Source organism: Pseudoalteromonas sp. 68 DY56-GL68 (genome assembly GCF_041414825.1).
In the GTDB taxonomy this organism is placed as follows: Bacteria; Pseudomonadota; Gammaproteobacteria; order Enterobacterales; family Alteromonadaceae; genus Pseudoalteromonas.
Genome location: NZ_JAOCZL010000006.1, coordinates 865,473 through 889,467, shown reverse-complemented (window position 1 = coordinate 889,467; position 23,995 = coordinate 865,473). Strand labels below are relative to the sequence as shown.

Here is a 23,995-nt window from a genome sequence, read left to right as displayed (position 1 = left end):
CAATGCGTTCAACCAATTAAGCAGCTTTAACAACAACGGTACGCTCACGCATTACGACTACGACCCGCTGGGTCGACGCATCGCCAAGCATACCGAGCATGGCAAAATTGATTACATTTGGGATAACGACCAGCTAATTGGTGAATACCAGCACGGCGAGTATACTTGGTACATCAACCTACCAAATCAATTTCACCCAGTCGCACTGATTAAACAGGGTGAGGTGTATTACTATCACCTAGACCAGCTGAACACCCCACGTTTTGTGACTAATATAAACGCAGAAGTTGTATGGCAAAACCACGCGGATGTGTATGGCTATGAAGAGCCAGAAGCCGATACTGACTTTAATAAAGAAAACACCTTCACTCAGCCAATACGTTTTCAAGGGCAATATTTTGATGAAGAAAGCGGCTTACATTACAACCGCTACCGCTATTACAGCCCAAAACAACAGCGCTTTATAAACCAAGACCCGATAGGCTTAGTAGGTGGCATAAACCACTACCAATATGCGCCAAATCCAGTTAATTGGGTGGATCCGTTGGGGTTGAGTTGTAAAGAAACTAAAACAATTGAAGTGCCTGCGTATGATCATAACGACCCTATGGCTGATGCAATAACCCCTGTTGCAATTGTGCCCGTAGAGTGGTTCGTAGAAGGGCTTGCAGATGCTGCCGAGGCAATAACCCAAATGGTAGAAACAGGCGTAACAGCCGCAGGGGTTGCGACAGCGGGTATTGCACTTATACCTGGGAGAGTAGCTGACAGAGCGCTCGAGCCTGCTGTTAAAAAGTTAGACGACATTGCAGATGCTGCACAAACAACCGTAACTCAAGCTGCTAAAAAAGTGGCTAGAGAAATGGACTTACATAAAGTAGCCTGTTTCAAAAAGAATAAAAAAGGCACAGATGCTGAGTATGATCGTCAATTGAAAGGCCAGCAAGATGGCATTAATGATATGACAGTTAAGGAATACTTAGATAACCGAGAGGCTTATAAAAAAATTGGCCGTAAAGGAACAGGGGCTGCGCAGCAAAAGGCTAGAGATGAATTTAAAGATAAATTGATCGATAAATATGAAAATGAGCTAGTCGAAAGTGGCGAATATTTTGGTGAAGAAGCACTTCAAAAAGCCCAAGAGCTTGCTAATAACGAAATGAGAACTCTTAATGCTTTACATAACCCTGATATGATAGCAGGTGGTTATGATAGTGTAGTGGACTTAGGCGATGCGAGTGTGAACAAGTCAATTGGTTCACAGTGGAAGAATAATGGTAAAGATGATGCGGGCAAAAAGTTTGCTGCAAGCCGTGTAGAGGTAATGGACAAACAAGCTCAAAAAGCACTCGAAGAACTAGGGCCAGACGCTAAGATGAATGTAGATTTACATAGGTGTAAATAGATGAATAAATTTTTCGATAACTTTTACAATTTTAAAGGCTTTGGCCCCGCGATAAAAGCGACAATGCCAAGCAATGAAACGCTTGAATTTTTTAAAGGCAAACTTCCTGAACGTTTGCTTGAATACTGGCAAGAGTACGGTTTTAGTGGCTGGGGTGATGGCATTTTTTGGATTGTTAACCCACAGGATTACCATGAAATTTTACAAACTTGGCTTGAGGGTACCGAATTCGCTGAACGTGAAAAAAGTGGGTCAGACAGTTATTATGTTATTGGCCGCGGTGCCTTTGGAGATTTAATCGTTTGGGGCAGAACATCAGGTTTGAGCATTAAAATTAATTCAAATTTTGGCATGATTTTCCCAACCGATTATTCAGAAAAATTAAGGGAGAGAGGAGAAGAGCGATCGATCGAATTATTTTTTGCTACCATGAGGAAAGAGCCTCTTGATCAAAAAGGTGTTGATGAAAAGCCTTTGTTTGAGCAAACACTAAAAAAACTAGGTCCATTAGAAGCCGATGAAATGTATGCATTCGTTCCTGCGTTGGCTCTTGGTGGTGTAAATAAGCTTGAAAATTTGCAGAAAGTAAAGGCGATTGAGCATTTGAACTTTCTGGCTGAATTGGGCGAGAAACGCATAATGGCCGATATTGTCGCTATGTCTAATGAACTACATAAGAAGTAACGCTTTAGCGGTTAATCACTTCAACTAAGTAATAATAAATTGAGTATCCCTCGGTGAACTAAATAAGCCATTTCATTGAACGTTAATATGAAATGGCTTTGAAAATAAATACATGAAAAGGACTTTCATATGTCAGTAATTAGAATCCCCCAATCTGTTGGGCTAGGTGGTGTTAATACCCCAGCCGATGTAAAAACAGTACAAACCGCTTTAAATAAATTACTAAAACTTATCTCACCAACAAAAGCGTTGGTTGTGGATGGACGTTTAGGTTCTCGCCCAGAAAACTCTAAAACTGTTGCCGCAATAAAACAGTTTCAAAGCAAAGTTGTAGGTATGGTACGTCCCGATGGCAGGGTAGATCCAAATGGTCGTTCTCACCGAAAAATAAATGAAAAGCTGACAACGATAGGTCAGGTTCATTTTAAATTACCAGTGGCCTCTTCGAATGTACAAGCATTGTCAGAATCTGATTTTCAAGATGTTGCGAATCAACTTGGGTGTAAGGTTGCTGCTATTAAAGCTGTTGCTGAGGTTGAATCCGCAGGTGATGCTTTTTTCTCAAACGGCAAACCTAAGATTCTATATGAAGCGCATATCTTCTCTCGCCTAACGAATCATAAATATGATTCAAGTCATCCGTCTATTTCGAGCAGAAGTTGGAATCGTAGTTTATACGTAGGAGGTCCGCAGGAATACGCAAGGCTTGAAAAGGCTATGGAATTAGATGTAACAGAAGCTTTAAAATCGACTTCTTGGGGGCGTTTTCAAATTATGGGGTTTAACTATAGTGCAGCAGGATTTGCTAGTGTAGAGGCGTTTGTTCAAACAATGTTTACATCACAAAGAAAACAGTTAGATGCATTTGTCAACTTTGTGAAAAGTAAAGGATTAGAAAAACACTTAATAACACTGAATTGGGCTGCATTTGCTGAAGGTTACAATGGTTCTCAATACGCACAAAATAAGTATGACGTGAAATTAAAAAAGGCTTTTGATAAATATGATAAAAAGTAAATTTTCTTCGATTTTTATTGCATTACCAATATGCTTTATTGCTTCGTGCAGCGCATCGCAAAATGAGTCAGCGATTATTTTTAAATGCCATGCGGATAAACCCACTCCGATTGATGTGGTTGTCAGTGAACATGATGGCAGTTATAAGCTTATGCAATTTAACACCGCACAGGTCAAGCTTACTGAAATGACCTCTATCAGTGATGCGAGTAAATCCAGTTATCATCGTTCTTTGGTTAATGAACACAGTATGACGTTTACACACAATGGTAATAAAATAACCGTGAGTGACTACCATAGTGAAGAGCTGGGTATGATTACTAAAGAGAAATCAATCACTATTGAACATGATGCCAAAAAAGACTATTGGCTTTGTGATGATTCAAGTGTTAGCAAATTACCTTCTATTGAGAACTTTTAGGAATGGCTACTAAAAGGGAAGTGGGTAATTAGTTGTAACTTGAATTTTGCACATGATAGTTTAGTAATAAGGCTAGCATATTCAGTCATGGTCTCTGCAAACAGGGCCACTAGTCAACATTTTGTATTTGATATTAAAAAATCAGCTTTTACAGGTGCATTAGGAACAACTGCAGAGGATTTTTGTGATTCTACCTCAGTTACTTTTAATTAAACGGAGGTATTCTCTTTCTCGCTATAAAAAGATAATCTTAAAAAATAAACAAAGTGCCGCAATCCTCGTCACTGAAAAAGGAGCTATAAACGCGAACTCCAAAGCGTTATAGAAATATTATGGAACAACAACACCAACAAACTCTCACACAGCTTGTAAACGATGTTTACAACAAGCCTGATTTAATTGAAGAGCATCAGCCGCTTATTGAGCCTTTGCTGACTGATTTAGTCTCAAATGCGCCTTCAGGCTTTGAAGGCATGGCTGCTATGATTAATACGCATATTTCCAATGGGTTTAAGTTTAAAAATCCTAAAATACAACAGTTTGAGCTTGAGTCAGGGTTGTTAAAGTTAAAAACCTACTTTCAAAAGATTAATCTTTAACAGGAATTTAGACAGGCCTCTGCTAGAAAAACCTAGTTTCAAGGATGATGTGTGACATTAATTAATACATGTATGTTAATGGTGGTTTTACAGCCGTTGTTTGTTTATTTGGCTCTATTTAAACAGCCAGAATTTCCCCCTATGACAGATACACCGGTCAAAAATGATGATGCTCTATTTTTGTTTGTCACCCCTGGGGTATCTGTTTTCTATTTTAGCCAGTTTTTTGAGGCGTTACTCTACCTAGGTGGGGTCTGGGTATTAGGGTTATTACTCGCTGTAATTTTGGCAAGTAAAGCCAAAAAAACCGTCACAAAGGATGATGCGATCAGCTTTACGATTGCAGGCTTTATCTTTTTTGGGATTATAAAATTAATTGCTATGGCAATTGCGTACTTTTTTATGGATGACCCCGCAAAGGCCGCACAGACTGCTATACCCCCCGCAAACGATGAAAGCGTTTTTTCAGTGAGTCAGCTATTCAGTGTAGATTATTTATATAACGCATTGTGGCCTACATTGTACTTTTTAGTCCTCATGATTATAACGCTTGTGATAAAGGTTATTGAACATCATAGTTCATTTAAAAAAGCACCTTCCGGCCTGCTTATTACGCTGGGTGCAGCGCTGGCGGGGATCGCCCCGTTAGCTGGAGAAGCCTATATTGTTGGGATTATTGCTAACTTTATTATCTTTATTGTTTTTTGCTCCTTGTGTTTAAAAATTGATGTAAAACAGGATCCATCAGCAGGGGCTATTGGGCTTTTTTTTGGGTATATACTCATGACGGGAATAGGCTTTAGTGTGATATGCAAAGTTATTTATGAGCTGTTTTTTAATTAAGTTTAAGTGAATTTGCAGTATCTTTTTTGCGCAATTTGCTTGTTATCCGACTTGTACCTTATTAGAATAAATAATTATATTTTTTAGCTGTATTAGTGTGTTTAGCGCTTAAATCGTATTTAAGTCATTATAGATTCTTATTACACGTTTAAAGTAGCTTAATTACAGAGCCTATTTTTTATCAGAATGCTAAAAAGGAGTTTTGCTGTTGTCGCGGTTAAAGTGTTCATTGTTGGCAGTAATCGTGACGATTATGGCGTTATTTACTGGCTCACACGCTTTTGCAAATACTTTTGGTTTGTTTAATAAAGACGATTTTTTGTTATCGGCTCCTATTAAGGGGATTTTATTAGATAATGGGGTGCCCGTTGTAAATACAAAAGTTATTCGTTCACTCACCTATGGCGACGAGTACATAGATGAAACAATAACAAATGAAGAGGGCTTTTTTGTCTTTGATGAAAAACGAATTCGCACCTCAAAGAAATCAAATATGTTTGATAATGATGCACTAATTCAGCATGTGTACCTTGACAATGGCACACCCGAAGGCATTGTGCTGTGGTATGCGGGTATTGCAATTTATGAAAATAGTGAAACGCTAAGGGAGCTTCTTAACGGGTTACGGTGTGATGTTGCTAAGAAACCACACACCTATGATGTGCCTATTAAAGAAGCATTAGATCATTATTTTACAATCTATGGCGCTTGTGAGTTGTGATTTTAAGGAGATTATATTGTTAATAGAGCGATTTAAATTGCCAATGCTTATTGCAGCAGTGGCGTTGCTAATTTTATTTACTACAACACAGGTTTTTGCAAATATGTTTGGTTTTTTTAGTAAGGAAGAGTTTGAACTATCAGCGCCGGTTGAAGGTCGTTTGCTATACGAAGAGCAGCCTGTTGCTGGTAAAAAGGTATTTCGTAAACTAAATTATGGCGATGATTATATTGATGAAGTAACAACGGGTACTGATGGCCGTTTTTCTTTTCCTGAAAAAGTGATCAAAACATCAAAGCCATCAAACATGTTCGACAATGAATCTGTTATTCAACATATTTACACATTAGATGAAAATGCAGAGGAAGTAACTATTTGGGCTGTTAGAGTATTTCCTTATGAGCACAAAGATACACTCACCGAATACTTGAATGATTTGGTGTGTGATATCGCACATGAACCACAAACATATGATATAGCGGCTAAAGAAGATAAGCAGCATACATTTGCTGTTTTTACCACTTGTAAGCTCTAACGTTTAAAACCAATAAAGGGATTTAAAATGAATACGTTAACACCTACTCAAGCAGTTCAATTAGCGTCACTTGCCTATGATGCTAAAGAATTAAAAAATACAAAACTTTTAAATGGGCTGTTGCATGCGTCTTTGCGAGACCAGTTTGATTTCTCTATCAATAGTAAGTCTATACAGGGCGTTTCAGGCGGCTTTTTCTCTCACCTATTTGGCTTAAGCACAGGCTTTGGTCTGGTTGCACATGGTAAAAATGCATTCCAAGGGCATTCAGTTATTACCATTCGCGGGACTGCTTCACTGAGAGACGGCCTAACTGATGCACATTTCGGTTTAAGTGGTGGCGCTAACGGCAGCATGGTTCATGCTGGTTTTAATAAAACGTTTTATACAATGAAGCCAGCTCTTCAAGAGTTTATGGCAGCGAATGTAAGAGATAAAATTACAGCGGGTGTTCATTTGGTTGGCCACAGCTTAGGGGGCGCTTTAGCAACGCTGGCTGCCGATTGGATTAAAGCTGAATATTCGTTACCAGTAAAACTTTATACATTTGGTTCGCCAAGGGTAGGTTTAGAAGACTTCTCAAGATCGGCTACTTCAAGAATAGATCACATTTACCGATGTACGCATGGTGCTGATCCGGTAACTAAAGTACCGTTATGGCCATTTTCTCATGCGCCTTATAACGGTCAAGAAATACGCCTAGACAGCGGCCAAGGCCTTAAAGGTGCGGCACATAAGCTTAGCGGAAACCCAGGTTACGTAAATACAGCCAATAGTAGTGATTGGAATAACTTAACTGTTAAAGCAAACCATTACCTTAACACGCCTGTAAGACTCAACTTTGAAGATAGAAACCAAGCATCATTTAATGCCCATTGGGCCGATAAATTAGGAGCTGCGTTAGTCACTTTATTAAAAGATGCGGGTTATTACAGTGCTGTGGCGGCACAAGCGGCAATTGGTACAGGTTTAACCTTTTACGATATGTTGGCTCGCACATTAGATAAGATTGCTAAAGCGTCTGCTTCATTCGCATCTCAGACTTTGGGCTTAATTGGTCATATGCTGGTTTTTGCAGGGAAAGTGATTGGTAAGGCTGTAGAGCTAACATACAGTGTGATTAAATGGGCATTCGACTCGACGCTTGGTGCCTTATATCAAGCTGCAAGAGATGGTTTAAATGGCCTAGACTAAAATATTTGAGGGCATGCACTGCATGCCCTTTTTATTAGTTGTTATTCCCTTTTAACGTGCCGATATCGATCCCGTTTTTACTTAGCTCAGTTTTAAGTAATGCTGCACTGCTTTGTAGGTTCGGTAAGGTTTGGTTTTCAATTATCGCTACTGCTTTTTTTAGCTCTTCAGATGCATATTTGGCTGACATTTTTCGGTTTATTGCGGCATCTATAATAAATTGGCTCTTACTGTAAAAGCGACGCACTTGAGTTAGAAACTCGCTTGGTGTTTCTAATGTTGTGGGCGAATATTGCATTGTTTGCCAAATGTACTTTTCGATTGTTGGCTTATTATATTCAAGCTCAGACTTAGGTGGGCTTTTAGCCAACAAGGCTGCAAACTTACTAAGATTATCTGCGTTATCCTTCACTTCATCGTACAAAGAAGTACGAAGGTAATAGTTATCTTCCATCTTGCTAAAAGTATCAAACTTTAGCGCTTGCTCTAAACCACTTTGCGCTGCGAGATAAACACCAAAAACAGTTGATAGCACTAAAAAAACTTGATTGAGCCAAAAGCCGGTACTCTTTAGCTCTTTATTATCCACTGTTTTGAGGGCGTTGCTGATCTTTGGTGGGTTTTTATTACTGTTATCCATGATTAGATTCCTTTCATTTATACTATTAAAACATTGTAATAGATAAAGAAAGTTTAATCACTAGATAACAAAGCTAATCTCTTTCTAAAAGCACAGCACCCGAGTGTTCTTCACCTAAATGATCTTCTTTATTATAAATAGGGCACTTAGCCATGGATAAACAGCCACAGCCAATACAGCCGTTCACTCGGTCTCTGAGTCGTTGCATATAGTGAATTTTTTCATCTAATTGAGTTTGCCAGCGTTTTGAAAGCTCTGCCCAGTCTTGTTTTGTTGGTGTGCGTTGCTCAGGTAGAGTACTCAGCGTGTGCTTTATAGCTTCTAGGGTAATGCCCATGGCCTGTGCTGCTTTTATCACGGCGATACGGCGAAGTACATCAGGCTTATAACGACGCTGATTGCCATTATTACGCCAACTACGGATTAAGCCTTTTGTTTCATAAAAATGCAGTGTTGAGACTTTAACGCCACTGCGCTTAGCCACAAAACCAACCGATAGGTTTGCATCAACGAGTTTTTTTTCTGATCCTGACATAATTTGCTCCAAAGTGTTGACCTAAAGTTAGCTTGAGGTTTTACGCTGCGCACATCATAAAAAAAGGAGCAATAATAATGCAACAAAAACCGACTGAAAATACAGTAATCATCTATTCAAGTGCAAGAAAACAAGGAAATACGAGCTTACAAGTTAATGATTATAAAAAGCAATATGGAGGAGATATCATCTGTCTTGATGATTATATTATTTCAGCTTACCGCTACGATAAACAGTATAAAAATGATGATTTTTATGCCGTTTTTGAAGCTCTATTAAGCTATCAACATTGGGTGATAGCATCACCGGTTTATTGGTATAACACAACGCCACAATTTAAAGCTTTTTTAGACCGTATAACTGATTATATGGACGATGAAATTCTCAGACCTAAGCTTAGAACGCTTCGTGAAAAGCAGTTCTCACTGCTATCAAATGCAGGTTCGGTTAACGCGCCAAGTGCGTTTATTGATATGTTTAAAAATACCTTTAACTATTTAGGCATGACCTTTAAAGCACATCAGCATATTGAGGCTAGTTAAAGTCAGAAAAAAAGGTTAGGCTAGAGATAAAAAACAACAGGGTTACTTATGAAATTAACATTGTTGGGTTTATCTCTCGCATTGGTAGCAAATTTAAGTCATGCAGAGCAAAAAGAGCCCGCGATTAAAGGATTTGGTTTTTATTATACTGTGCCAAATCATACGGCTATTGATGAGCAAACAAGGTTTAAAATTGCCTTTGATGTGGCCGATGCCGCAGAAAGAGGTAAGCAAAATAACAGTATTAACTCGCTAGCACGTTTTATTAATATGCACATTGCCCATGGGGTGAAACCAGAAAACATTGAACTTGCTTTGGTTGTGCATGGCAGTGCAAGTGTTGATGTACTCAAAACGGGCGCTTATAAGCAACGTTTTAATAGCGATAATAAAAATCAACAATTGATTTCACAATTACTCGCGCACAACACCGTTGTTTATGTATGTGGTCAGTCGGCAACACATATGCAGGTTAAGCAAGAGCAACTGATACCAGGTGTGCAAATGGCATTATCTGCCATGACAGCGCACGCACAACTACAGCAGCAGGGCTATACCCTGAATCCATTTTAATGAATATTCTTTGTTTTGGTGATTCTAATACCTATGGGATTTCACCGCTAGATGGTAAGCGCTTTGACGAACATACACGTTGGCCATGTTTGCTTGCAGACAAGCTCGGTGCTGGGCATTTGGTTATTGAAGCAGGGCTACCAAATCGTACGATGGCTGATGAGCCACCATTTAGTGGTGATAAATTAGGTGTTAAGTACTTAGAGCCATATCTTAGAGCGTATCATATTGATGTCATCATTATTCAGCTAGGTACGAACGATTTAAAGCGTCGTTTTGGATTAGCAGCCGATGATATTGCCAAAGCACTGGATACGTTAATAGTCGACATCGAAAATCACTATCTGCATCGAGAAATGCCTAAAATAGTGGTGCTGAGTCCATCTGCGGTTTATGAGGTTGGGGCTTATCAGTCTATTTATGCGGGCGCTGCCAAAAAAGCGAAGCAATTAACAGTTGAGTATAAATTAGTCACAGAACGCCATGAGTGTCACTTTATAAACGGTTATGCTCTCCTTGCTCCTTGCCAAACAGAGGGCGTACATTGGCAGGCCCAAGAGCATAAGTTACTTGCCGACTATTTATTTGAATATCTTTAAAGTAGAGTTTGTGAAAGATCTTTAAAAGATTTACCTATTTTCAGGGTTTTACCTGTATTTAGTTCAACAAATTCACTGTTTACAGCTATCACCTTTTGTTTGTTTACTAAAAACGATTTATGAATTTGGGTAAATGAATGGGATAGCTGTTCACTAAGCTGTTTTAGTGTTGTGCTCGCAAGTGTTACTTGCTCAGCTTGATGCACCTTCACATAGTTGCCATATGCCTCAATATACTCAATAGAATCTAAGTTAAACTTTCGTTTTTCTCTATCTACTTTAAGCGTAATGTTATTAGGCTCAGTTATATTTGGTTTAACTAAACGCTCACGCACCTTATTGAGAGCCTGTTCAAGCCTTGGCGCAGACACGGGTTTGAGTAAGTAATCCGTCACATTCAATTCAAACCCTGTTATAGCGTATTCTTGGTACGCGCTTACAATGATGACTTGGGGAGGGTGTGCCAGAGTTCTTAATAATTCGATTCCTGTTAGCTCTGGCATATTTATATCTAAAAACACTAAATCAACAGTGGATTTAGCTAACCCATAAAGGGCATCTTTTGCGCTAACATATTGAGCTATAATCTTAATATCAGAATGTGCCTGTAGGTGATGTTCAATCACTTGATGGGCAAGGGGTTCATCGTCAACGATGATTGCTCTTATCATTTTGATAACTCCAAAGTTAAGGTTGTCTGCCAGTGTGTCGCGTGTTTTTTAGCCGTTAAGGTATGTTTATTTGGGTATAACAGTTCTAGTCTTTTTTGCAGATTACTAAGCCCCATGCCTGGGTGGCTTTTTTCAGTTTGGGTATTTATGGAGTTTTCACAAAAGAGAGTTAGCACAGTGTCATTTATAGTAATTGTGAGTGTTACTTTTGTTGAGTCCGATGCAGGTTCTACACCGTGTTTAATGGCATTTTCGACGATTATAATCAGTAATAAAGGCGCTATATGAAGATCGTCGACTCTATCAGGCCAAGTTAGGTTAAATAAGTATTTGTTTGCGCTTCTAATTTTTTGTAGCTCTATAAAGCTTTTTAGGTATGCCAATTCTTTTTCTAATAAAACCACTGGCTTTTGTCCTTCATAGACAGTGTACCTTAATAAATCTGCTAAATGCATAACCAACTGTGGCGCATGCTCTGATTTTGTGAGCGTGAGTGCATATAAATTGTTTAGGGTGTTAAATAAAAAATGTGGGTTAACTTGTTGTTGAAGAAGTTTTAATTCGGTTTTGGTTTGCTGTTTTGCTATTTCATTTAATTTACTTTGCTGTTGCTGTCTTTCAAAAGCAAGGATGATAGGTGTAGTAATGATCAGAAAGAAAAACATAAACTGATAATTATATTTAGCAAAAATATTTTGGTTACCACTTGGTGTTAGATTCGCAATATGTTGTGGTAAATCATTAATAGGTAATGTTAGCACCAGTGCGACAAGTAACGGGGTTAGTGTAGCCATAAAAATGAGGCATGAGGCCACAAAAGTGAAGACACCGTAGTTTGCTAATAAATGGCGAATAAGCACGTAGCGATTTATTAAATATAAGCTGTATATGATAACGGCATAAACGCCAAGTTGAAGAAAGTAAAATAAAAACTGATCAAACTCTGAAAAGAATTTGCCAACATCAAAAATTAGTTCGAATGGTTGATTTAATAAAGGGTCTTGATGGCTATTAAGTATACCTGCGAACAAAAAAGCCCAACAAATCAGTATCATTAGCACCACGTTATCTAATGATATAAAAGATATAAACCACCTAGCAATTAAGCTGTTTTTATTGGTCTTATTACGCTGTGAAACCAGCCAAAGTAAGCTGGCTAACGAGCACAAAATCCAACATTGCACGCTTAAGTATTGCCATTGAGCGTAAGTTGAAGAAACTAGAGCAAGTGTATATACGCTGAGCGGATACAGAGTGAAGCCTGTAAGCCACACCAAGGTTGGGCTTTTATATGTTCCCTTGAATGTTAAAAGGTGGGCAATTAAAAAGGGCAGGCATTCCAATAACAGTTGCAGATTTATTTTTAAATATAAAGCAGGGGAGTCAAGCCTTAACGACAGGTAGCGTGTATGACCTTCAAGCAAAATGGCCGCAAATACTGGCAGTAACGCAATCAAATATTTGTTATTTGAATTGCCTGATAGAAGAGAAAAAATAGCCCGCAAATGCTACTCCATTTTATTTTTACAACCTAACAAACCAGCTTAATACATGATGACCTATGAGCATAGTTAAAATCATGCTGTTTCATGCCCTTATATACCTAAGTAAGATTAATGATTTTCGTTGTTAATGCACGAATGTAATGATGAAAGTACTATTTTTACTGATGAACGCTAAATACTTACTTTTATCCTGTGCTTTTATAGTTTGATCATAATTGGCTAACCGACTTGGTTACAGTCACTTAATGTAACGATTCGTTAATTAAGGAATGTACCTATGCTTACACTCACAAATATTAATAAGAAATATGCAGATGGCACACATGCATTAAATGACATAACAATCCATTTGCCCAAAGGAATGGTGGGTTTACTTGGGCCAAATGGAGCAGGAAAATCAAGCTTAATGCGAACATTAGCCTGCTTACAAAATGTAGACACAGGTCATATTAATTTTGATGGTTTAAATATTTTAGAGTCCCCAGATGAATTGCGTAAGCAGCTTGGCTATTTACCACAGCAGTTTGGTGTTTATCCTGCAATGATTTGTCATGCTTTGTTAGAGCATATTGCCATATTGAAAGGCCTTAATTCAGAGCAACGAAAGCGACAAATTAATGAATTACTGTCACTTTTAAATTTAACAGGGTTTGCAAACAAAAAAGTAAGTAAATTTTCTGGTGGTATGAAGCAGCGTTTCGGAATCGCACAAGCCTTACTAGGTAATCCTAAACTCATTATTTTAGATGAGCCAACCGCAGGCCTTGATCCTGCTGAGCGTGAGAGCCTTAATAACTTATTAGTTTCAATTAGCAAAGAGCGTTTAGTTTTATTATCTACCCATATTGTTGAAGATATAGAAAATCAGTGCCGCTTTGTCGCAATGATCAATCAAGGCAAACTCATTCAAAGTGGCAATGTTGATGAACTAGTGCATCAACTGGCAGGTAATGTTTGGTTATTGAAACGCTTACCATCAGAGCTACCCGCAGGCTCCCTAGTGTTGAGCAAAAGTTATCGTTATGGTAAGCCAATATTTCGTGTTTACGCCCCTCAATGCCCAGAACCTGAGGCCGTCGCTGCAACGGCGACGCTACAAGATAAATATTTTTATGAGTTGAAATCGCAAGGGGCTAAAAATGCGACTTCGTAATGAATTAAAGTACCTTTTTACTCAACCTATTGTTTGGTTATGTTGTGTGTTTGCGCCACTTTTTGCATTTACGTTATCTTCCGGTTTGGCTATTGCAGAGGGAGATACCCTTAAGCAATTTTCTTTACACTTAATATCAATACACATGATGCAGCTTGCCGTGCTAGTGGGAATACTTGCCCCCGCTATTTTTTTACGGGATCAACTACACAACATGGATGAGCTTATAGGTGTCACCCCGATTACGTCAAAATACAGAGAGCTGTTTCGTGTAGTGAGTTTACTACTATGTCTTATCATGATTTCTTTTATTGGATCTTTGATAGTTTGGCATTGGCAGTTAAGAGTGCAAGGCTTGGATTGGGAAGCTGTTAACTCTCTATTGTTAAATAGTTTTTTGCTACTTATTCCAAATTGCAGCTTTTTGGTGGTTTTGGCTTTTTGGGTTTGTAAGCGGTTTCAAAGTACATTGGTTACTTACACTATTCTGGGTGCCATATGGGTTGGTTATTTGTTTTTCGCAAGTATTACCGGCAATCCCATTTTGGCAGGTAGTGGTATTATAAGTGAGTCTTTATATCAGGCATCTATTTGGCTTGATCCTTTTGCTTACTCCACGATTATTGCGGGCTTCATGGAGCCTCAACATTGGGCGCTTGTAATAAATCGGTTGATGGTAGTAACGCTTACAATTGTTATCTATATTGTGGCAGTTCGCACTACTAAAAAAAATATTAGACAAGGTACAAAGGCCTCAGAGTCAGTCTTAAATTTAAAAGCGCGATACAAGGGTATTGCGCCAAAAGGGCATAATTGCTTCATATTTTTTACACTTTATAAAGTTTCAATTTTAAATGTACTCAAGCTCCCCATAACACAACTGACTTTAGTATTGTGGTCAGTCATTGTATTTAACAGCGTTGCGTCTTCTTTTGAATATGCAGAAGCAATGAGTGTGGTTAGCCCTACGAGTATCGATGCAATTAATCATTATGCGTTTGATATGCATTTGCTCATTGGCTGTTTATTACTTGTGCTTTGGAGTTGGCAGGTTAGTTGTGCGGCAAAACGGTTTCATATGGCTGAACTGATTGCTGCATCGCCAGTAAAAACGGCAACGCTTTTACACAGCCAATTATTCACGGTGGCGACTTTAGCAATTGTTTTTTCTGTGATGAGCTTTTTGGGAGCTTCTTTTGCTGAGTGGTTTGCTGGCAGTGAGTACCATGCTAGTCAGCATATTTATATACTCGCTCTAATGCTGTTACCACTTACATTAGTTGCTTGGGTGAGCGTGTGCATTTTCAATATTTGCCGTTCGCCTTTAGTCGCTGGCTTAGTTGTTATTGTTATCTTAATACTCAAGTTTACGCCAGTAATGACTTCCTTTGGTCTCACACATACTTTTTGGAGCTTAGCTTGGACACCATTACAAGCACCTAGCGAGTTTTGGGGATACAGAGCTAGTTTAAACAGTTATTGGCCATATATGAGCGTGTGGATTGTCGCGGTACTCAGTTTTGTTGTCATAAGCCAGCTTTATAATCATCGTGGTGCTGGGCTTGGAAGACGGGCCATAAAAGTGAAAGACACATGGTTAGCGCTGCCAGTCTTTTTATCTGTTTATTTATTTGCGCAGTTGCATTTTAATTTAGTGGCAGAAAAGCCGTTAACTAACTCACATAAACGTGAAGCATTTAAAGCCAACTATGAAAGCACATTTGCTCATTGGAAATATAAAGAGCAACCAATCATTAGTCATATTGATGCTAATATAGACTTTTGTCCTGACAAACAGCTTGCACAATTTGAACTTAAATATACTCTAACCAACCCTCATTCTACTGCTATAAAGCGCATCCTAGTTGGCAGAGCTGGCTTTTATAAATGGGCAGACATAAAAATTGCAGGTGCAAACCAAGTTGCTTTTTACCCATCATTAAATCAAGCGGTGTATGAGTTTGAGGATGCTATAAAACCCGGTGAAATAAAAATACTCACCACGCAGTTTGAAATTCACCAAGCAAAGCTTTGGCCCGCAGTGGGGCATCAAATTCTTACTCCTGAGTTTAGTTATATTCGTGCTGTTCCTGTGTTGCCAACGATTGGGTATCAGGTTAATTACGAACTAATAGACAAGCACCTTAGGGAAAAGCATGGTTTGTTCGCTAGGACAAGTTCCTTACCTTCAGAGCTGCTTGCTGTTAAGGAAAATCGACCATCAAGGTATGATCGCATAACTATGTCGAGTACGGTATCAACCGCATCAGGCTACTATGTTGTGACGCAGGGCACTCGAATAGCCCATCAACGCGAAGATAATCGCGAAGTTTTTAAGTTTAAAACCGATTCGGCATTTAATAATCTACCTGCATGGCTTACGCTTCCAAGCTCACCGATAAGCGAGCAACTAGGTGAGGTAAAACTACAAATATATGCAAATCGAAAAACGCTTACGGAACCAGCCGATTCAATAGCCGTTAATTTACAGGCGATGAAAGATACACTGACTTGGTTTAAAAATAATATTGTTGCTTATAAAGCAAAGACATTGAGCATGGTTGCCGCGCCCAAGTTTGGTGGAACGGGTTATGCTTTACCTGAGATTATACTTATTGAAAATAATGTGGGGTTTAGGGCATTCCCTAGTTTTGATGCTGGTTTTGATCAGCGCTATCGGCGCGCAGTTCATGAAACGGCTCATCAGTGGTTTGGTCACGATATAGGTAACAGCGTTCCTGATGACAGCGCCTTTTTAGTTGAGTCGATGGCGAAGTACATAGAGTTGGTCATGGTAGAAAAACGCTATGGAAAAGCAGCGATGAATGCACTTGTTGACTACGAAACTAGGCGATATAAGCAAGCTTTAAGGGTTGACACTTTAGCTAAACAAGCACTTGTAAACTCAACAAAAAATTATGATCAATATTCTAAAGCAACGATTGTTTTTGCAAGACTCAGAGAAAAAGTGGGCGATGAAGTCATTATAAAAGCACTTAAGTCTGTTTGGAGAGAATATGCATACCCTAACCGGCCAGCAACTTCTATGGATTTCATACGTGCTTTGCAAACCCATGCTAAAAATAGCGATAGAGTATTAATTAAAGAGTTGTTTTTAGAAATTTAAACAAATTAGCACAAGAAACTTTTAATGTTACTAAGGGAGAGTCTTTGCTGGTTAATGAATCATCGTTTATTTGGTTGGTTTTAACAAACCCTAAAGGATGAGTTTTTTTAATAATTATGTTGCCATATGTTTATTTTTATGTTGATGCTTGTGTCTTATTTAGGTATTGTGTAGAAAATATTTCAAGGAAGAAATAAAATGATTCAGCCAACTTCTGTATTCCTAAAAGCCCAAGCAACGTCACAAAATCGCAGTCATAATTATCAATATTTAATTAAAATGTTAGATGCGTTCTTCGTGCGCGTTAAAATTGATTCGCGGCTGCCATTAGAGTCAATGCGAGAGGAGTTTGATCTTTATCTTATTGATAGTGCAGGGTCTTATTGGCTCGACTTGCTTCCAGCTGAGTTAGTTCAACTTGCCAAAAAACACACTGTGGTTATTTTCAATGCTGAAGTTAACTCTGTGTGTGAAAAGAATTTACTGCTTAATGGTATTAAAGGTGTCTTTTTTGCTGAGCAATCGCCAGAAGATATTTTTGCTGGGCTGATGAAAGTGCTTAATGGCGAGCTACTTTTTAGTTCAAAGAGCATTTCCACTGTGTTTAACTATATGTGGTCAGCTATTTCTCGAAACCAATTTAATACAAATAATGAGACCGCTGGAACAGCAATAGAGCTAAACTCACTTACTAAACGCGAAAAATCTGTTATTCATTTGCTAGCACAAGGAGCAAGTAATCGTGATATTGCTGAAAGTTTGAATATTAGTGACCATACTGTAAAAACCCATCTCTATAGTGCATTCAAAAAAACAGCGTCGCGTAATCGAGTTGAACTTGCTAATTGGGCACAAAACTATATGGCTGTGAGTTTATCTTTGCAAAGATAGTAAGACATCGCTTGGGTTTTATAAGCCGTTGTATAAATAATGGTGCTGATAATCAGCACCATTATTTAGCTTACACCGTTTTAGCTGACCAAATACCTTTATTGATGCCTTTTAGAATTAAGTCACTAAGGGCTTTCTCGATAGCCTGAGTAACACAAATACTCATGGGTTCATTGTCTGTATAGCCTGCTTCTGCTTCGGCAAGTCGTTTATAACTCACATAGCGAAAAAAGCCTGCGCGCATTTCTTGGCTAAGTACTTTTTTGCTGGTGGCGACTGAGAGTAATACCTGTCCTGTTCGTACATCAACAGCGCGCAAATAGATTGAAATCGCATCCTCTCTGTATAGCTCTGATGCACCAATACCAAAATATTCCATACCGATACCGCCCGTTTTAATATTGGTATCGTAGCTAATAATTCCTCCTTCAAGAATTATTTTTGCAGTTGTAAGAGGGGGGAGATCTGGTAAATCCTTATTTTCTGCTTGTGCAGCACGGATTATCTTCCGTTCAGTTAAGATATTTTGTAAACCTTCACGCTCCACAGGAATAAACCAATCAGATTCATGTAAAGCTTGTACAAGAATTGAGTTAGCACCTTGCGTGACGGCGGTTGAGAATGAACTCACATTGGCTTGCGGTTTATATTGACCCGTTTGATCTCTAAATGAATAAACAGAAACAGGAATACTGCCCATAGGATTAGGCAGTGCTTGAAGGGCTTGAAATGTTTCAGTTGGTTCTAATGTCTCGGCTAACTCCTTGCTTGGTGGAACAAGGTTGCCAATTGATGAACAGCCAGTAAGTATCAATAGTATCGCACTTAAAATTACCTTAATCATCATTCAAACCTCGGTACTTCAATAACCGTCACAGTGCCATCTAGTATGCTTGTTATTCTAACAGTGATGGTATCGGTGGTACTGGTGATAATTTGTATTTCATAGTCTCCGGTGATAAATGACGAGTCGCCATTGAAAATGCTGTCATCTACTTCTTCACCAAATGCCATATCGGTGATTTCTCTCACCATACGGTTTAGATAAGTACGCTCAAGTGAATCTTGAAATTTATCTGCATAATTTTGCTCAATAATGGGGGCTTTATGCTTATTCTGTGATTGTGCTTTACTTAATAACATATTGCCATTGAGCGGGCTTCCGCCAAAACTGGGGTTAATTGGGGTATAAACGAGTTCGGTCGCCCAGCTAGTTTGTAAGTTGAAAATTATTATTAGGGTAATGATATATTTCATTTTACCATCCATTTTTTGCCATATCCGGTGATGATTGTTGCATCTGACTGCGCGCCATCGCGTCCATAACACTGTACATTGCTTGTTTTACACGCTCATCCAAAGGTTCAAGGCGACGGCCTAGATAAGTGACATACACGATTTGATTATTCATTCTTAGTACGAGTCGTGTGCCTGCTCGTGGTAATACCGTTTCTTTTATTTCGATATTAAAGCCAGCCGTAGAAGGAAGATCGCGCCAGAGGTTCGCAAATTCAAAATAAAATTGGTGCCCCAAACGGCTTATGCTCCTGTCGAGCACAAGGCCATCAATCTCTAGCTCTTTAGCTTGGCTTGTAAAACAAGTGAAAGCTAAAAAAATGCAATAAATACGGGTTAAAAGTTGTGTTTTCATAATTGAATGAGGGAGCAGAGCTCCCTCCTAAAAGTTTATTCTTGAGTGACAGTTGCGATATTGCCATCACCAATTTGGGTGATCATAACTGCGTTGTTAGAACCAATAATTGAGCCCTCAACAAGGTTCGCATTACCTTCTTGCACAACAACAAATGAGTTATTCTCGCCACCAATTAAAAAAGCACCTTGATCAACACCTACTACAAAGTTTTCAGAGCCAGTCTGACTGATATCAACAGAATGGCCGCTACCTTCCATAATGAGATCTATGGCATTCAACTCACCACTTTGCGCAAATGAAACTTGGTTACTGTTACTATCAAGAACGCTTGCAAATGTAAGAGCGGCTTCATTTAAGCTACCTTCTTGGTTAACGGTAATTTCGTTGTTATTTGAAGTGAGAGAAGTGTCAGGGTATGACGACTGCACAAGTACAGTGTTTTCATTACCAGCCTGGCTAATATCAACGTCATTATCACTACCATTAAAGTTTGCGATATGTGCGCTGTTAGCATCACCAATTTGATTGCTGGTAAATTCATTTTCGTCACCAACGGCACCTAGGTAAGCGTCATTGCCGTTACCATTTTGAAATGCTGTTAGTTCATTATCATTGCCAATGGCATCAAGTGTGACGGTATTACCATCTTGCGATTGGTTAACTAGCAGAGAGTTTCCATCACCCATCATTACAGCAGACTCAAAGCTATTGTTATTACCTTCTTGATCAGCGTTGATTGCATTATCATTGCCAGTGATTTCAGCAATAACAACACTATTTGAATCGCCATCTTGTTCAAACTCTACTTCATTGGCATCTCCACGCAATGAGGTGAGTATAGCGCTGTTGAAAGAACCGGTTTGATCAATAATAATTTCATTACTGTTTCCAACGATTTCATCCGAAGTAAACGCATTGAATACACCGTCTTGTGCTACCTCAAGTGTATTGTTATCACCTTGCACTACATTGAATGTAGCTTCATTTAATAAGCCTACTTGTGATGCGGTAATTGTATTGTCGTTACCTTGCATATTGAAGTTATATAACCAGTGACCGCCATCACCTTGGCTTACTTCAATAGTATTTGCATCACCTTCGATGATATTTATTGACTCATTATTAATGCCAAAGAAACCAGCACCTTGCTGTGTTACATCAATTGTATTGTCTGTACCAGTAACTTCGGATAAAGCACCATTGAGTGTGCCGTTTTGATTGTGGGTTATGGTATTAAAATTACCCGTTGCATTTACGAGTGATAAGTTACTAGTTTGTGTTTGAGTAACTTCAAGTAAGTTGCCATCACCAACACTCACTGTTTCAGTAGTTTGACCAGTACCTTGTTGTATAACAACATGTGAATTACCGATTCCCGATGTCGATGTTTGGTCAATCGAGACTGAGCTGGTCGTGCTTTGTACAGCTACTTGCGTAGCAAGCTCTGAGCTGGATTGAGCTTTATCATCAATATTCGCGGATGCAGTAAAGCTTGAGCCCAAAGCGAAGGTGATTGCGCATGTGAGTAGAGATTTTTTTAACTTCATGATTATTTCCTTTCAGTTATTATTAATCAAAGTTCTAATCAATTTTTGACTTAGAACTATGTACCGGCATGCCTTGCCGGATTAAGTGCGTGATATTCCGTTTGTGACGTTCAGAAGTGTATGAAACGTATTTACTACTCGTTGATAATCTGAATTTTAGATTAACAAGTAATTACTCTAGGCCGATTTTTAGGAATAAAAAATCATCATTTTTTGCTGTTTTTAATATTATTTATTTTCAATGGCTTAAGTCTGATTTGTTAATTTATTGTTTAATTTCTGCTTATCGGTTGGTTAAAAAGTGCTAGTTATTGTGTTTGAGGTTCCTGAATTTGGAACCGGTTAAAAAGTGCTGCATTTCACTTTTTTCTATCATTTTTCCCATTTAAAAGTATGAATCTTTTATTTCGATAGGTATTTTTCTTGCTAGTTGATTGTGATTTGCCATTTATAAAATATGCCATGTGATATTCATTCAGAAGTAATGAGCTTTGTTGGTCGAGCCTACCTCTCGGCCAGCCTAACTAATTATGGATAGAAAATATGAAAACTAAATTATCTGTACTCAGCCTAGCTTTATTACCATGTTTAGGTACTGCGCAAATTAGCACTCCAGCAAAAGCGACCGTAGTCGGTGCAAGTGAAGACTCAGTTTTGGTCATGTATAAAGCTGGTACGTCTGTCGCGATGCGAGAAAATGCTCGCAACCTAGTGAAAGCGACGATTAGTGATGTTAACAAAGATGGTGTTGATGATAATTACTCTGCAATTTTATCTGGTCGTTTAGCTAAATTTAAAATTGTTGGTATGAGCAGCAAAGAAGCTATCAAGCGTCTACAAAGCCATGCTGCAATTGAATATGCCGAACCTGACTATCGTGTGTCGATAGCTAATGTGCCGAATGATCCTGATTTCTCTCAATTATGGGGTTTGCATAATGAAGGTCAAACCGGTGGTATAGAAGATGCTGATATTGATGCTGTTGAAGCGTGGAATATTTCCACAGGGAGCCGTGATGTTGTTGTTGGTGTAATCGATACTGGTGTTGATTACACCCATGAAGATTTAGCGGACAATATGTGGATCAACCCAGGTGAAATTCCAAGTGATGGTATTGATAACGATGGTAATGGTTACATCGATGACGTACATGGTATTAATGCAATCACTGATGCAGGTGATCCTATGGATGATCAGGGTCATGGTACGCATGTATCAGGTACTATTGGTGCATCGGGTAATAATAGTACAGGTGTCGTCGGTGTAAACCAAGAAGCATCAATTGTAGGTTGTAAATTTTTAAGTGCAGATGGTACAGGCTCAACGTCTGATGCGATAAAATGTATCGACTATATGGTTGATCTTAAAAACCAAGGCGTCAATGTACGTGTTTTAAATAACAGTTGGGGCGGTGGTGGCTTTAGCCAAGCATTGGCAGATGCGATCACTGCAAGTGAGCAAGCAGATATTTTATTTGTTGCAGCCGCAGGTAATGATGCAGTAGATAACGATCAAAACCCGCATTACCCGTCAAACTACGAGCACGAGAGTGTGTTATCCGTTGCCAGTACTGATAGCAGAGACAATATGTCGAGCTTTTCACAATGGGGTTTAACCAGTGTTGATTTAGGTGCACCAGGTAGTGCAATTTTATCAACGGTACCTGGTAATGGTTATGCAAGCTATTCTGGTACTTCAATGGCCACACCGCATGTTGCAGGTGCTGCGGCACTGGTGTTATCAATCAACCCCGATTTAACAGCGCTCGAGCTAAAACAACTGTTAATGAATAGTGGTGATCAAAATGAAGCATTGCAAGGTAAAACGGTATCGGGTAATCGTTTAAATGTGCATCAAGCGCTTGAACAAGCTGATCCGACACCAAGCTTCAGAATTTCGGTTTCGCCAGGTTCGCAACAAATCACCGCAGGTGAAACTGCAACCTATACCTTTGAAATTGGCTCAATTGCCGAGTGGGAAGGCGTTGTTAACCTAGCGCTTCAAGCTGATTTAGACGGTGCAACGCTATCGCAAACTGAAGCTGTGCCGGGTGATCTAGTTACATTAACAGTTCCCACACAAGAGGAAACGGCTTGGGGTAGCTATAGTTTTGTTGTTGATGCAACGTCAGGTGAACTAGCAAAACAAAGCACTGTGTCACTATTTGTTAATCCTGTTGGCTTAAATGATTTTACTTACTCAAATGAAACACCTTTGACTATTCCAGATAACGATGACACAGGTATTGATTCAATAATAACTGTTGCTGACGAGCTGACAGTATTCTCAACGGATGCAAGTATTGATATTGCTCATACTTACATTGGTGATTTGATCGTTACGTTAACTTCGCCACAAGGAACAACAGCCACGCTTCACAGCCAATCAGGAGGTGGCGCAGATGACTTAGTACAAAGCTATTCGCTGGCTAACTTTAATGGCGAAGTTGCAACCGGTGATTGGGTACTTAATGTCAAAGATGTACTGGCTGCTGATACAGGTACATTAAACAGCTGGTCACTTACTTTCAGCGCCATTGGTGAGGTAAGCCCGCAGCCACCACAAGCAGGTTTTGCATTTGAAGCATCCGGTTTAAATGTAACGTTCACCAATACAAGCACAGATAGCAATAATGATATTGTTTCTTGGGCGTGGGATTTTGGTGACGGTGCATCATCGACAGATGCAAATCCACTACATACTTATGCCGAAGCGGGTAGCTATGAAGTGACGCTAACAGCAACAGATAGCGAAGGCCAAACAGATACGTTTACGCAAACAGTCGTCGTATCTGATGTTGAAATCGAGTTATCGCTTAAACGCTCAAGTAAAACGCGTTTAGGCACTATGCGTGTTGATTTAAGCTGGCAAACAGTCGCTGATCAAGTAAGCATCTACCGTAACGGAGAACTACTTGAAACAGTAGCTGATCGTGGTTTCTATCGTGATGTAGAGCGTAATGCTGAGTTACCAAGTTATGAGTACAAGGTATGTGTAACTGAAACCGTTTGCTCTAACCCTGTAGCGGTATCGTTCGACTAATAGAATTCCACTTTGAAAAAGCCCAGCTTATACGCTGGGCTTTTTAATTTGTATTACAAAATGAAGTTTTCGCTAAAACGGTGTATAATTTGCGCCC

At 39.1% G+C, this 23,995-nt stretch carries 25 protein-coding genes; 17 read left to right on the top strand and 8 right to left on the bottom strand.

The window, feature by feature from the left end:
* The 9 genes from NYF15_RS04735 to NYF15_RS04695 form a co-directional block, all read left to right on the top strand.
* A partial coding sequence (locus tag NYF15_RS04735) for a polymorphic toxin type 15 domain-containing protein (protein ID WP_371352956.1) occupies positions 1 to 1,405 on the top strand: 1,405 nt, incomplete at its 5' end.
* A complete protein-coding gene (locus NYF15_RS04730) occupies positions 1,406 to 2,089 on the top strand; it encodes a GAD-like domain-containing protein (RefSeq protein ID WP_371352955.1) in 684 nt (227 codons plus the stop codon).
* A gap of 129 nt (positions 2,090 to 2,218) precedes the next feature.
* A complete protein-coding gene (locus NYF15_RS04725; RefSeq protein ID WP_371352954.1) occupies positions 2,219 to 3,106 on the top strand; it encodes an N-acetylmuramidase domain-containing protein in 888 nt (295 codons plus the stop codon).
* Positions 3,093 to 3,527 (top strand): hypothetical protein, encoded by a 435-nt coding sequence (locus tag NYF15_RS04720; protein WP_371352953.1) that lies wholly within the window; start codon positions 3,093 to 3,095, stop codon positions 3,525 to 3,527. The genes NYF15_RS04725 and NYF15_RS04720 overlap by 14 nt, the downstream gene beginning before the upstream one ends.
* A gap of 332 nt (positions 3,528 to 3,859) precedes the next feature.
* Positions 3,860 to 4,126 (top strand): hypothetical protein, encoded by a 267-nt coding sequence (locus NYF15_RS04715; protein WP_130151791.1) that lies wholly within the window; start codon positions 3,860 to 3,862, stop codon positions 4,124 to 4,126.
* 51 nt (positions 4,127 to 4,177) lie between these two features.
* Complete coding sequence (locus tag NYF15_RS04710) at positions 4,178 to 4,969, top strand: hypothetical protein (RefSeq protein WP_371352952.1); 792 nt, start codon at positions 4,178 to 4,180, stop codon at positions 4,967 to 4,969.
* A 208-nt stretch (positions 4,970 to 5,177) separates the two neighbouring features.
* Positions 5,178 to 5,690 carry a DUF6795 domain-containing protein gene (locus NYF15_RS04705; protein WP_371352951.1) on the top strand — a complete coding sequence of 171 codons (513 nt, stop codon included), beginning with the start codon at positions 5,178 to 5,180 and terminating at the stop codon, positions 5,688 to 5,690.
* 16 nt (positions 5,691 to 5,706) lie between these two features.
* Positions 5,707 to 6,225, top strand: coding sequence for a DUF6795 domain-containing protein (locus tag NYF15_RS04700; protein ID WP_062567637.1), 519 nt, complete (start codon positions 5,707 to 5,709; stop codon positions 6,223 to 6,225).
* 27 nt (positions 6,226 to 6,252) lie between these two features.
* Complete coding sequence (locus NYF15_RS04695) at positions 6,253 to 7,419, top strand: lipase family protein (RefSeq protein ID WP_062567636.1); 1,167 nt, start codon at positions 6,253 to 6,255, stop codon at positions 7,417 to 7,419.
* A gap of 34 nt (positions 7,420 to 7,453) precedes the next feature.
* Here NYF15_RS04695 and NYF15_RS04690 read toward each other — a convergent pair whose 3' ends face one another.
* Positions 7,454 to 8,059 (bottom strand): hypothetical protein, encoded by a 606-nt coding sequence (locus NYF15_RS04690; RefSeq protein ID WP_062567635.1) that lies wholly within the window; start codon positions 8,057 to 8,059, stop codon positions 7,454 to 7,456.
* Between the two features lie 73 nt (positions 8,060 to 8,132).
* Positions 8,133 to 8,594, bottom strand: coding sequence for a redox-sensitive transcriptional activator SoxR (soxR, locus tag NYF15_RS04685; RefSeq protein ID WP_237115415.1), 462 nt, complete (start codon positions 8,592 to 8,594; stop codon positions 8,133 to 8,135).
* A gap of 77 nt (positions 8,595 to 8,671) precedes the next feature.
* Here soxR and NYF15_RS04680 point away from each other — a divergent pair, with 77 nt between their 5' ends.
* From NYF15_RS04680 to NYF15_RS04670, 3 genes are read left to right on the top strand one after another with little or no spacing between them, the layout of a single operon-like run.
* The gene (locus tag NYF15_RS04680; protein ID WP_237119147.1) at positions 8,672 to 9,136 is read left to right on the top strand and encodes an NAD(P)H-dependent oxidoreductase; all 465 of its coding nucleotides are present in this window, start codon (positions 8,672 to 8,674) and stop codon (positions 9,134 to 9,136) included.
* A gap of 48 nt (positions 9,137 to 9,184) precedes the next feature.
* A complete protein-coding gene (locus tag NYF15_RS04675; RefSeq protein ID WP_341804583.1) occupies positions 9,185 to 9,709 on the top strand; it encodes a DsrE family protein in 525 nt (174 codons plus the stop codon).
* Positions 9,709 to 10,308, top strand: a complete 600-nt coding sequence (locus NYF15_RS04670) for a GDSL-type esterase/lipase family protein (RefSeq protein WP_371352950.1) — start codon at positions 9,709 to 9,711, stop codon at positions 10,306 to 10,308. The genes NYF15_RS04675 and NYF15_RS04670 overlap by 1 nt, the downstream gene beginning before the upstream one ends.
* On the opposite strand, the gene NYF15_RS04665 is transcribed toward NYF15_RS04670, so the two are convergent.
* Both NYF15_RS04665 and NYF15_RS04660 read right to left on the bottom strand, forming a co-directional pair.
* Positions 10,305 to 10,979, bottom strand: coding sequence for a LytR/AlgR family response regulator transcription factor (locus NYF15_RS04665; protein WP_371352949.1), 675 nt, complete (start codon positions 10,977 to 10,979; stop codon positions 10,305 to 10,307). The genes NYF15_RS04670 and NYF15_RS04665 overlap by 4 nt on opposite strands.
* Positions 10,976 to 12,034: a histidine kinase gene (locus NYF15_RS04660; RefSeq protein WP_237119144.1), complete on the bottom strand. Its 1,059-nt coding sequence runs from the start codon at positions 12,032 to 12,034 to the stop codon at positions 10,976 to 10,978. The genes NYF15_RS04665 and NYF15_RS04660 overlap by 4 nt, the downstream gene beginning before the upstream one ends.
* A gap of 248 nt (positions 12,035 to 12,282) precedes the next feature.
* Between NYF15_RS04660 and NYF15_RS04655 the strand changes: the two genes are divergently transcribed.
* The 4 genes from NYF15_RS04655 to NYF15_RS04640 all read left to right on the top strand — a co-directional run bounded on the left by NYF15_RS04655 (position 12,283) and on the right by NYF15_RS04640 (position 17,655).
* Positions 12,283 to 12,477 (top strand): hypothetical protein, encoded by a 195-nt coding sequence (locus tag NYF15_RS04655; RefSeq protein WP_371352948.1) that lies wholly within the window; start codon positions 12,283 to 12,285, stop codon positions 12,475 to 12,477.
* Positions 12,478 to 12,761: 284 nt separating this feature from the next.
* A complete protein-coding gene (locus tag NYF15_RS04650) occupies positions 12,762 to 13,637 on the top strand; it encodes an ABC transporter ATP-binding protein (RefSeq protein WP_371352947.1) in 876 nt (291 codons plus the stop codon).
* Positions 13,624 to 16,764 carry a M1 family aminopeptidase gene (locus tag NYF15_RS04645; RefSeq protein WP_371352946.1) on the top strand — a complete coding sequence of 1,047 codons (3,141 nt, stop codon included), beginning with the start codon at positions 13,624 to 13,626 and terminating at the stop codon, positions 16,762 to 16,764. The genes NYF15_RS04650 and NYF15_RS04645 overlap by 14 nt, the downstream gene beginning before the upstream one ends.
* Positions 16,765 to 16,962: 198 nt before the next feature.
* The gene (locus NYF15_RS04640; protein ID WP_062567626.1) at positions 16,963 to 17,655 is read left to right on the top strand and encodes a helix-turn-helix transcriptional regulator; all 693 of its coding nucleotides are present in this window, start codon (positions 16,963 to 16,965) and stop codon (positions 17,653 to 17,655) included.
* A gap of 70 nt (positions 17,656 to 17,725) precedes the next feature.
* Here the strand turns inward: NYF15_RS04640 and NYF15_RS04635 are convergent, their stop codons facing one another.
* Genes NYF15_RS04635 through NYF15_RS04620 form a run of 4 tightly spaced genes read right to left on the bottom strand, consistent with a single transcriptional unit; the run spans position 17,726 to position 20,856 of the window.
* The gene (locus NYF15_RS04635) at positions 17,726 to 18,499 is read right to left on the bottom strand and encodes a CsgG/HfaB family protein (protein ID WP_062567625.1); all 774 of its coding nucleotides are present in this window, start codon (positions 18,497 to 18,499) and stop codon (positions 17,726 to 17,728) included.
* Positions 18,499 to 18,912 (bottom strand): curli assembly protein CsgF, encoded by a 414-nt coding sequence (locus NYF15_RS04630; RefSeq protein WP_237115406.1) that lies wholly within the window; start codon positions 18,910 to 18,912, stop codon positions 18,499 to 18,501. The genes NYF15_RS04635 and NYF15_RS04630 overlap by 1 nt, the downstream gene beginning before the upstream one ends.
* Before the next feature lies 1 nt (position 18,913).
* Positions 18,914 to 19,306, bottom strand: a complete 393-nt coding sequence (locus tag NYF15_RS04625) for a curli production assembly/transport protein CsgE (protein ID WP_371352945.1) — start codon at positions 19,304 to 19,306, stop codon at positions 18,914 to 18,916.
* Positions 19,307 to 19,341: 35 nt separating this feature from the next.
* The gene (locus NYF15_RS04620) at positions 19,342 to 20,856 is read right to left on the bottom strand and encodes a curlin (RefSeq protein ID WP_371352944.1); all 1,515 of its coding nucleotides are present in this window, start codon (positions 20,854 to 20,856) and stop codon (positions 19,342 to 19,344) included.
* A gap of 543 nt (positions 20,857 to 21,399) precedes the next feature.
* Here NYF15_RS04620 and NYF15_RS04615 point away from each other — a divergent pair.
* Positions 21,400 to 23,898: a S8 family serine peptidase gene (locus NYF15_RS04615; protein WP_371352943.1), complete on the top strand. Its 2,499-nt coding sequence runs from the start codon at positions 21,400 to 21,402 to the stop codon at positions 23,896 to 23,898.
* The last annotated feature ends 97 nt before the right edge of the window (positions 23,899 to 23,995 follow it).

Coding starts and splice junctions, on each gene's coding strand:
- NYF15_RS04730 (WP_371352955.1), top strand. CDS start 1,406: ATGAATAAATTTTTCGATAACTTTTACAATTTTAAAGGCTTTGGCCCC.
- NYF15_RS04725 (WP_371352954.1), top strand. CDS start 2,219: ATGTCAGTAATTAGAATCCCCCAATCTGTTGGGCTAGGTGGTGTTAAT.
- NYF15_RS04720 (WP_371352953.1), top strand. CDS start 3,093: ATGATAAAAAGTAAATTTTCTTCGATTTTTATTGCATTACCAATATGC.
- NYF15_RS04715 (WP_130151791.1), top strand. CDS start 3,860: ATGGAACAACAACACCAACAAACTCTCACACAGCTTGTAAACGATGTT.
- NYF15_RS04695 (WP_062567636.1), top strand. CDS start 6,253: ATGAATACGTTAACACCTACTCAAGCAGTTCAATTAGCGTCACTTGCC.
- NYF15_RS04690 (WP_062567635.1), bottom strand. CDS start 8,059: ATGGATAACAGTAATAAAAACCCACCAAAGATCAGCAACGCCCTCAAA.
- soxR (WP_237115415.1), bottom strand. CDS start 8,594: ATGTCAGGATCAGAAAAAAAACTCGTTGATGCAAACCTATCGGTTGGT.
- NYF15_RS04680 (WP_237119147.1), top strand. CDS start 8,672: ATGCAACAAAAACCGACTGAAAATACAGTAATCATCTATTCAAGTGCA.
- NYF15_RS04675 (WP_341804583.1), top strand. CDS start 9,185: ATGAAATTAACATTGTTGGGTTTATCTCTCGCATTGGTAGCAAATTTA.
- NYF15_RS04670 (WP_371352950.1), top strand. CDS start 9,709: ATGAATATTCTTTGTTTTGGTGATTCTAATACCTATGGGATTTCACCG.
- NYF15_RS04665 (WP_371352949.1), bottom strand. CDS start 10,979: ATGATAAGAGCAATCATCGTTGACGATGAACCCCTTGCCCATCAAGTG.
- NYF15_RS04660 (WP_237119144.1), bottom strand. CDS start 12,034: ATGATACTGATTTGTTGGGCTTTTTTGTTCGCAGGTATACTTAATAGC.
- NYF15_RS04655 (WP_371352948.1), top strand. CDS start 12,283: ATGTTAAAAGGTGGGCAATTAAAAAGGGCAGGCATTCCAATAACAGTT.
- NYF15_RS04650 (WP_371352947.1), top strand. CDS start 12,762: ATGCTTACACTCACAAATATTAATAAGAAATATGCAGATGGCACACAT.
- NYF15_RS04645 (WP_371352946.1), top strand. CDS start 13,624: ATGCGACTTCGTAATGAATTAAAGTACCTTTTTACTCAACCTATTGTT.
- NYF15_RS04640 (WP_062567626.1), top strand. CDS start 16,963: ATGATTCAGCCAACTTCTGTATTCCTAAAAGCCCAAGCAACGTCACAA.
- NYF15_RS04635 (WP_062567625.1), bottom strand. CDS start 18,499: ATGATTAAGGTAATTTTAAGTGCGATACTATTGATACTTACTGGCTGT.
- NYF15_RS04630 (WP_237115406.1), bottom strand. CDS start 18,912: ATGAAATATATCATTACCCTAATAATAATTTTCAACTTACAAACTAGC.
- NYF15_RS04625 (WP_371352945.1), bottom strand. CDS start 19,306: ATGAAAACACAACTTTTAACCCGTATTTATTGCATTTTTTTAGCTTTC.
- NYF15_RS04620 (WP_371352944.1), bottom strand. CDS start 20,856: ATGAAGTTAAAAAAATCTCTACTCACATGCGCAATCACCTTCGCTTTG.
- NYF15_RS04615 (WP_371352943.1), top strand. CDS start 21,400: ATGAAAACTAAATTATCTGTACTCAGCCTAGCTTTATTACCATGTTTA.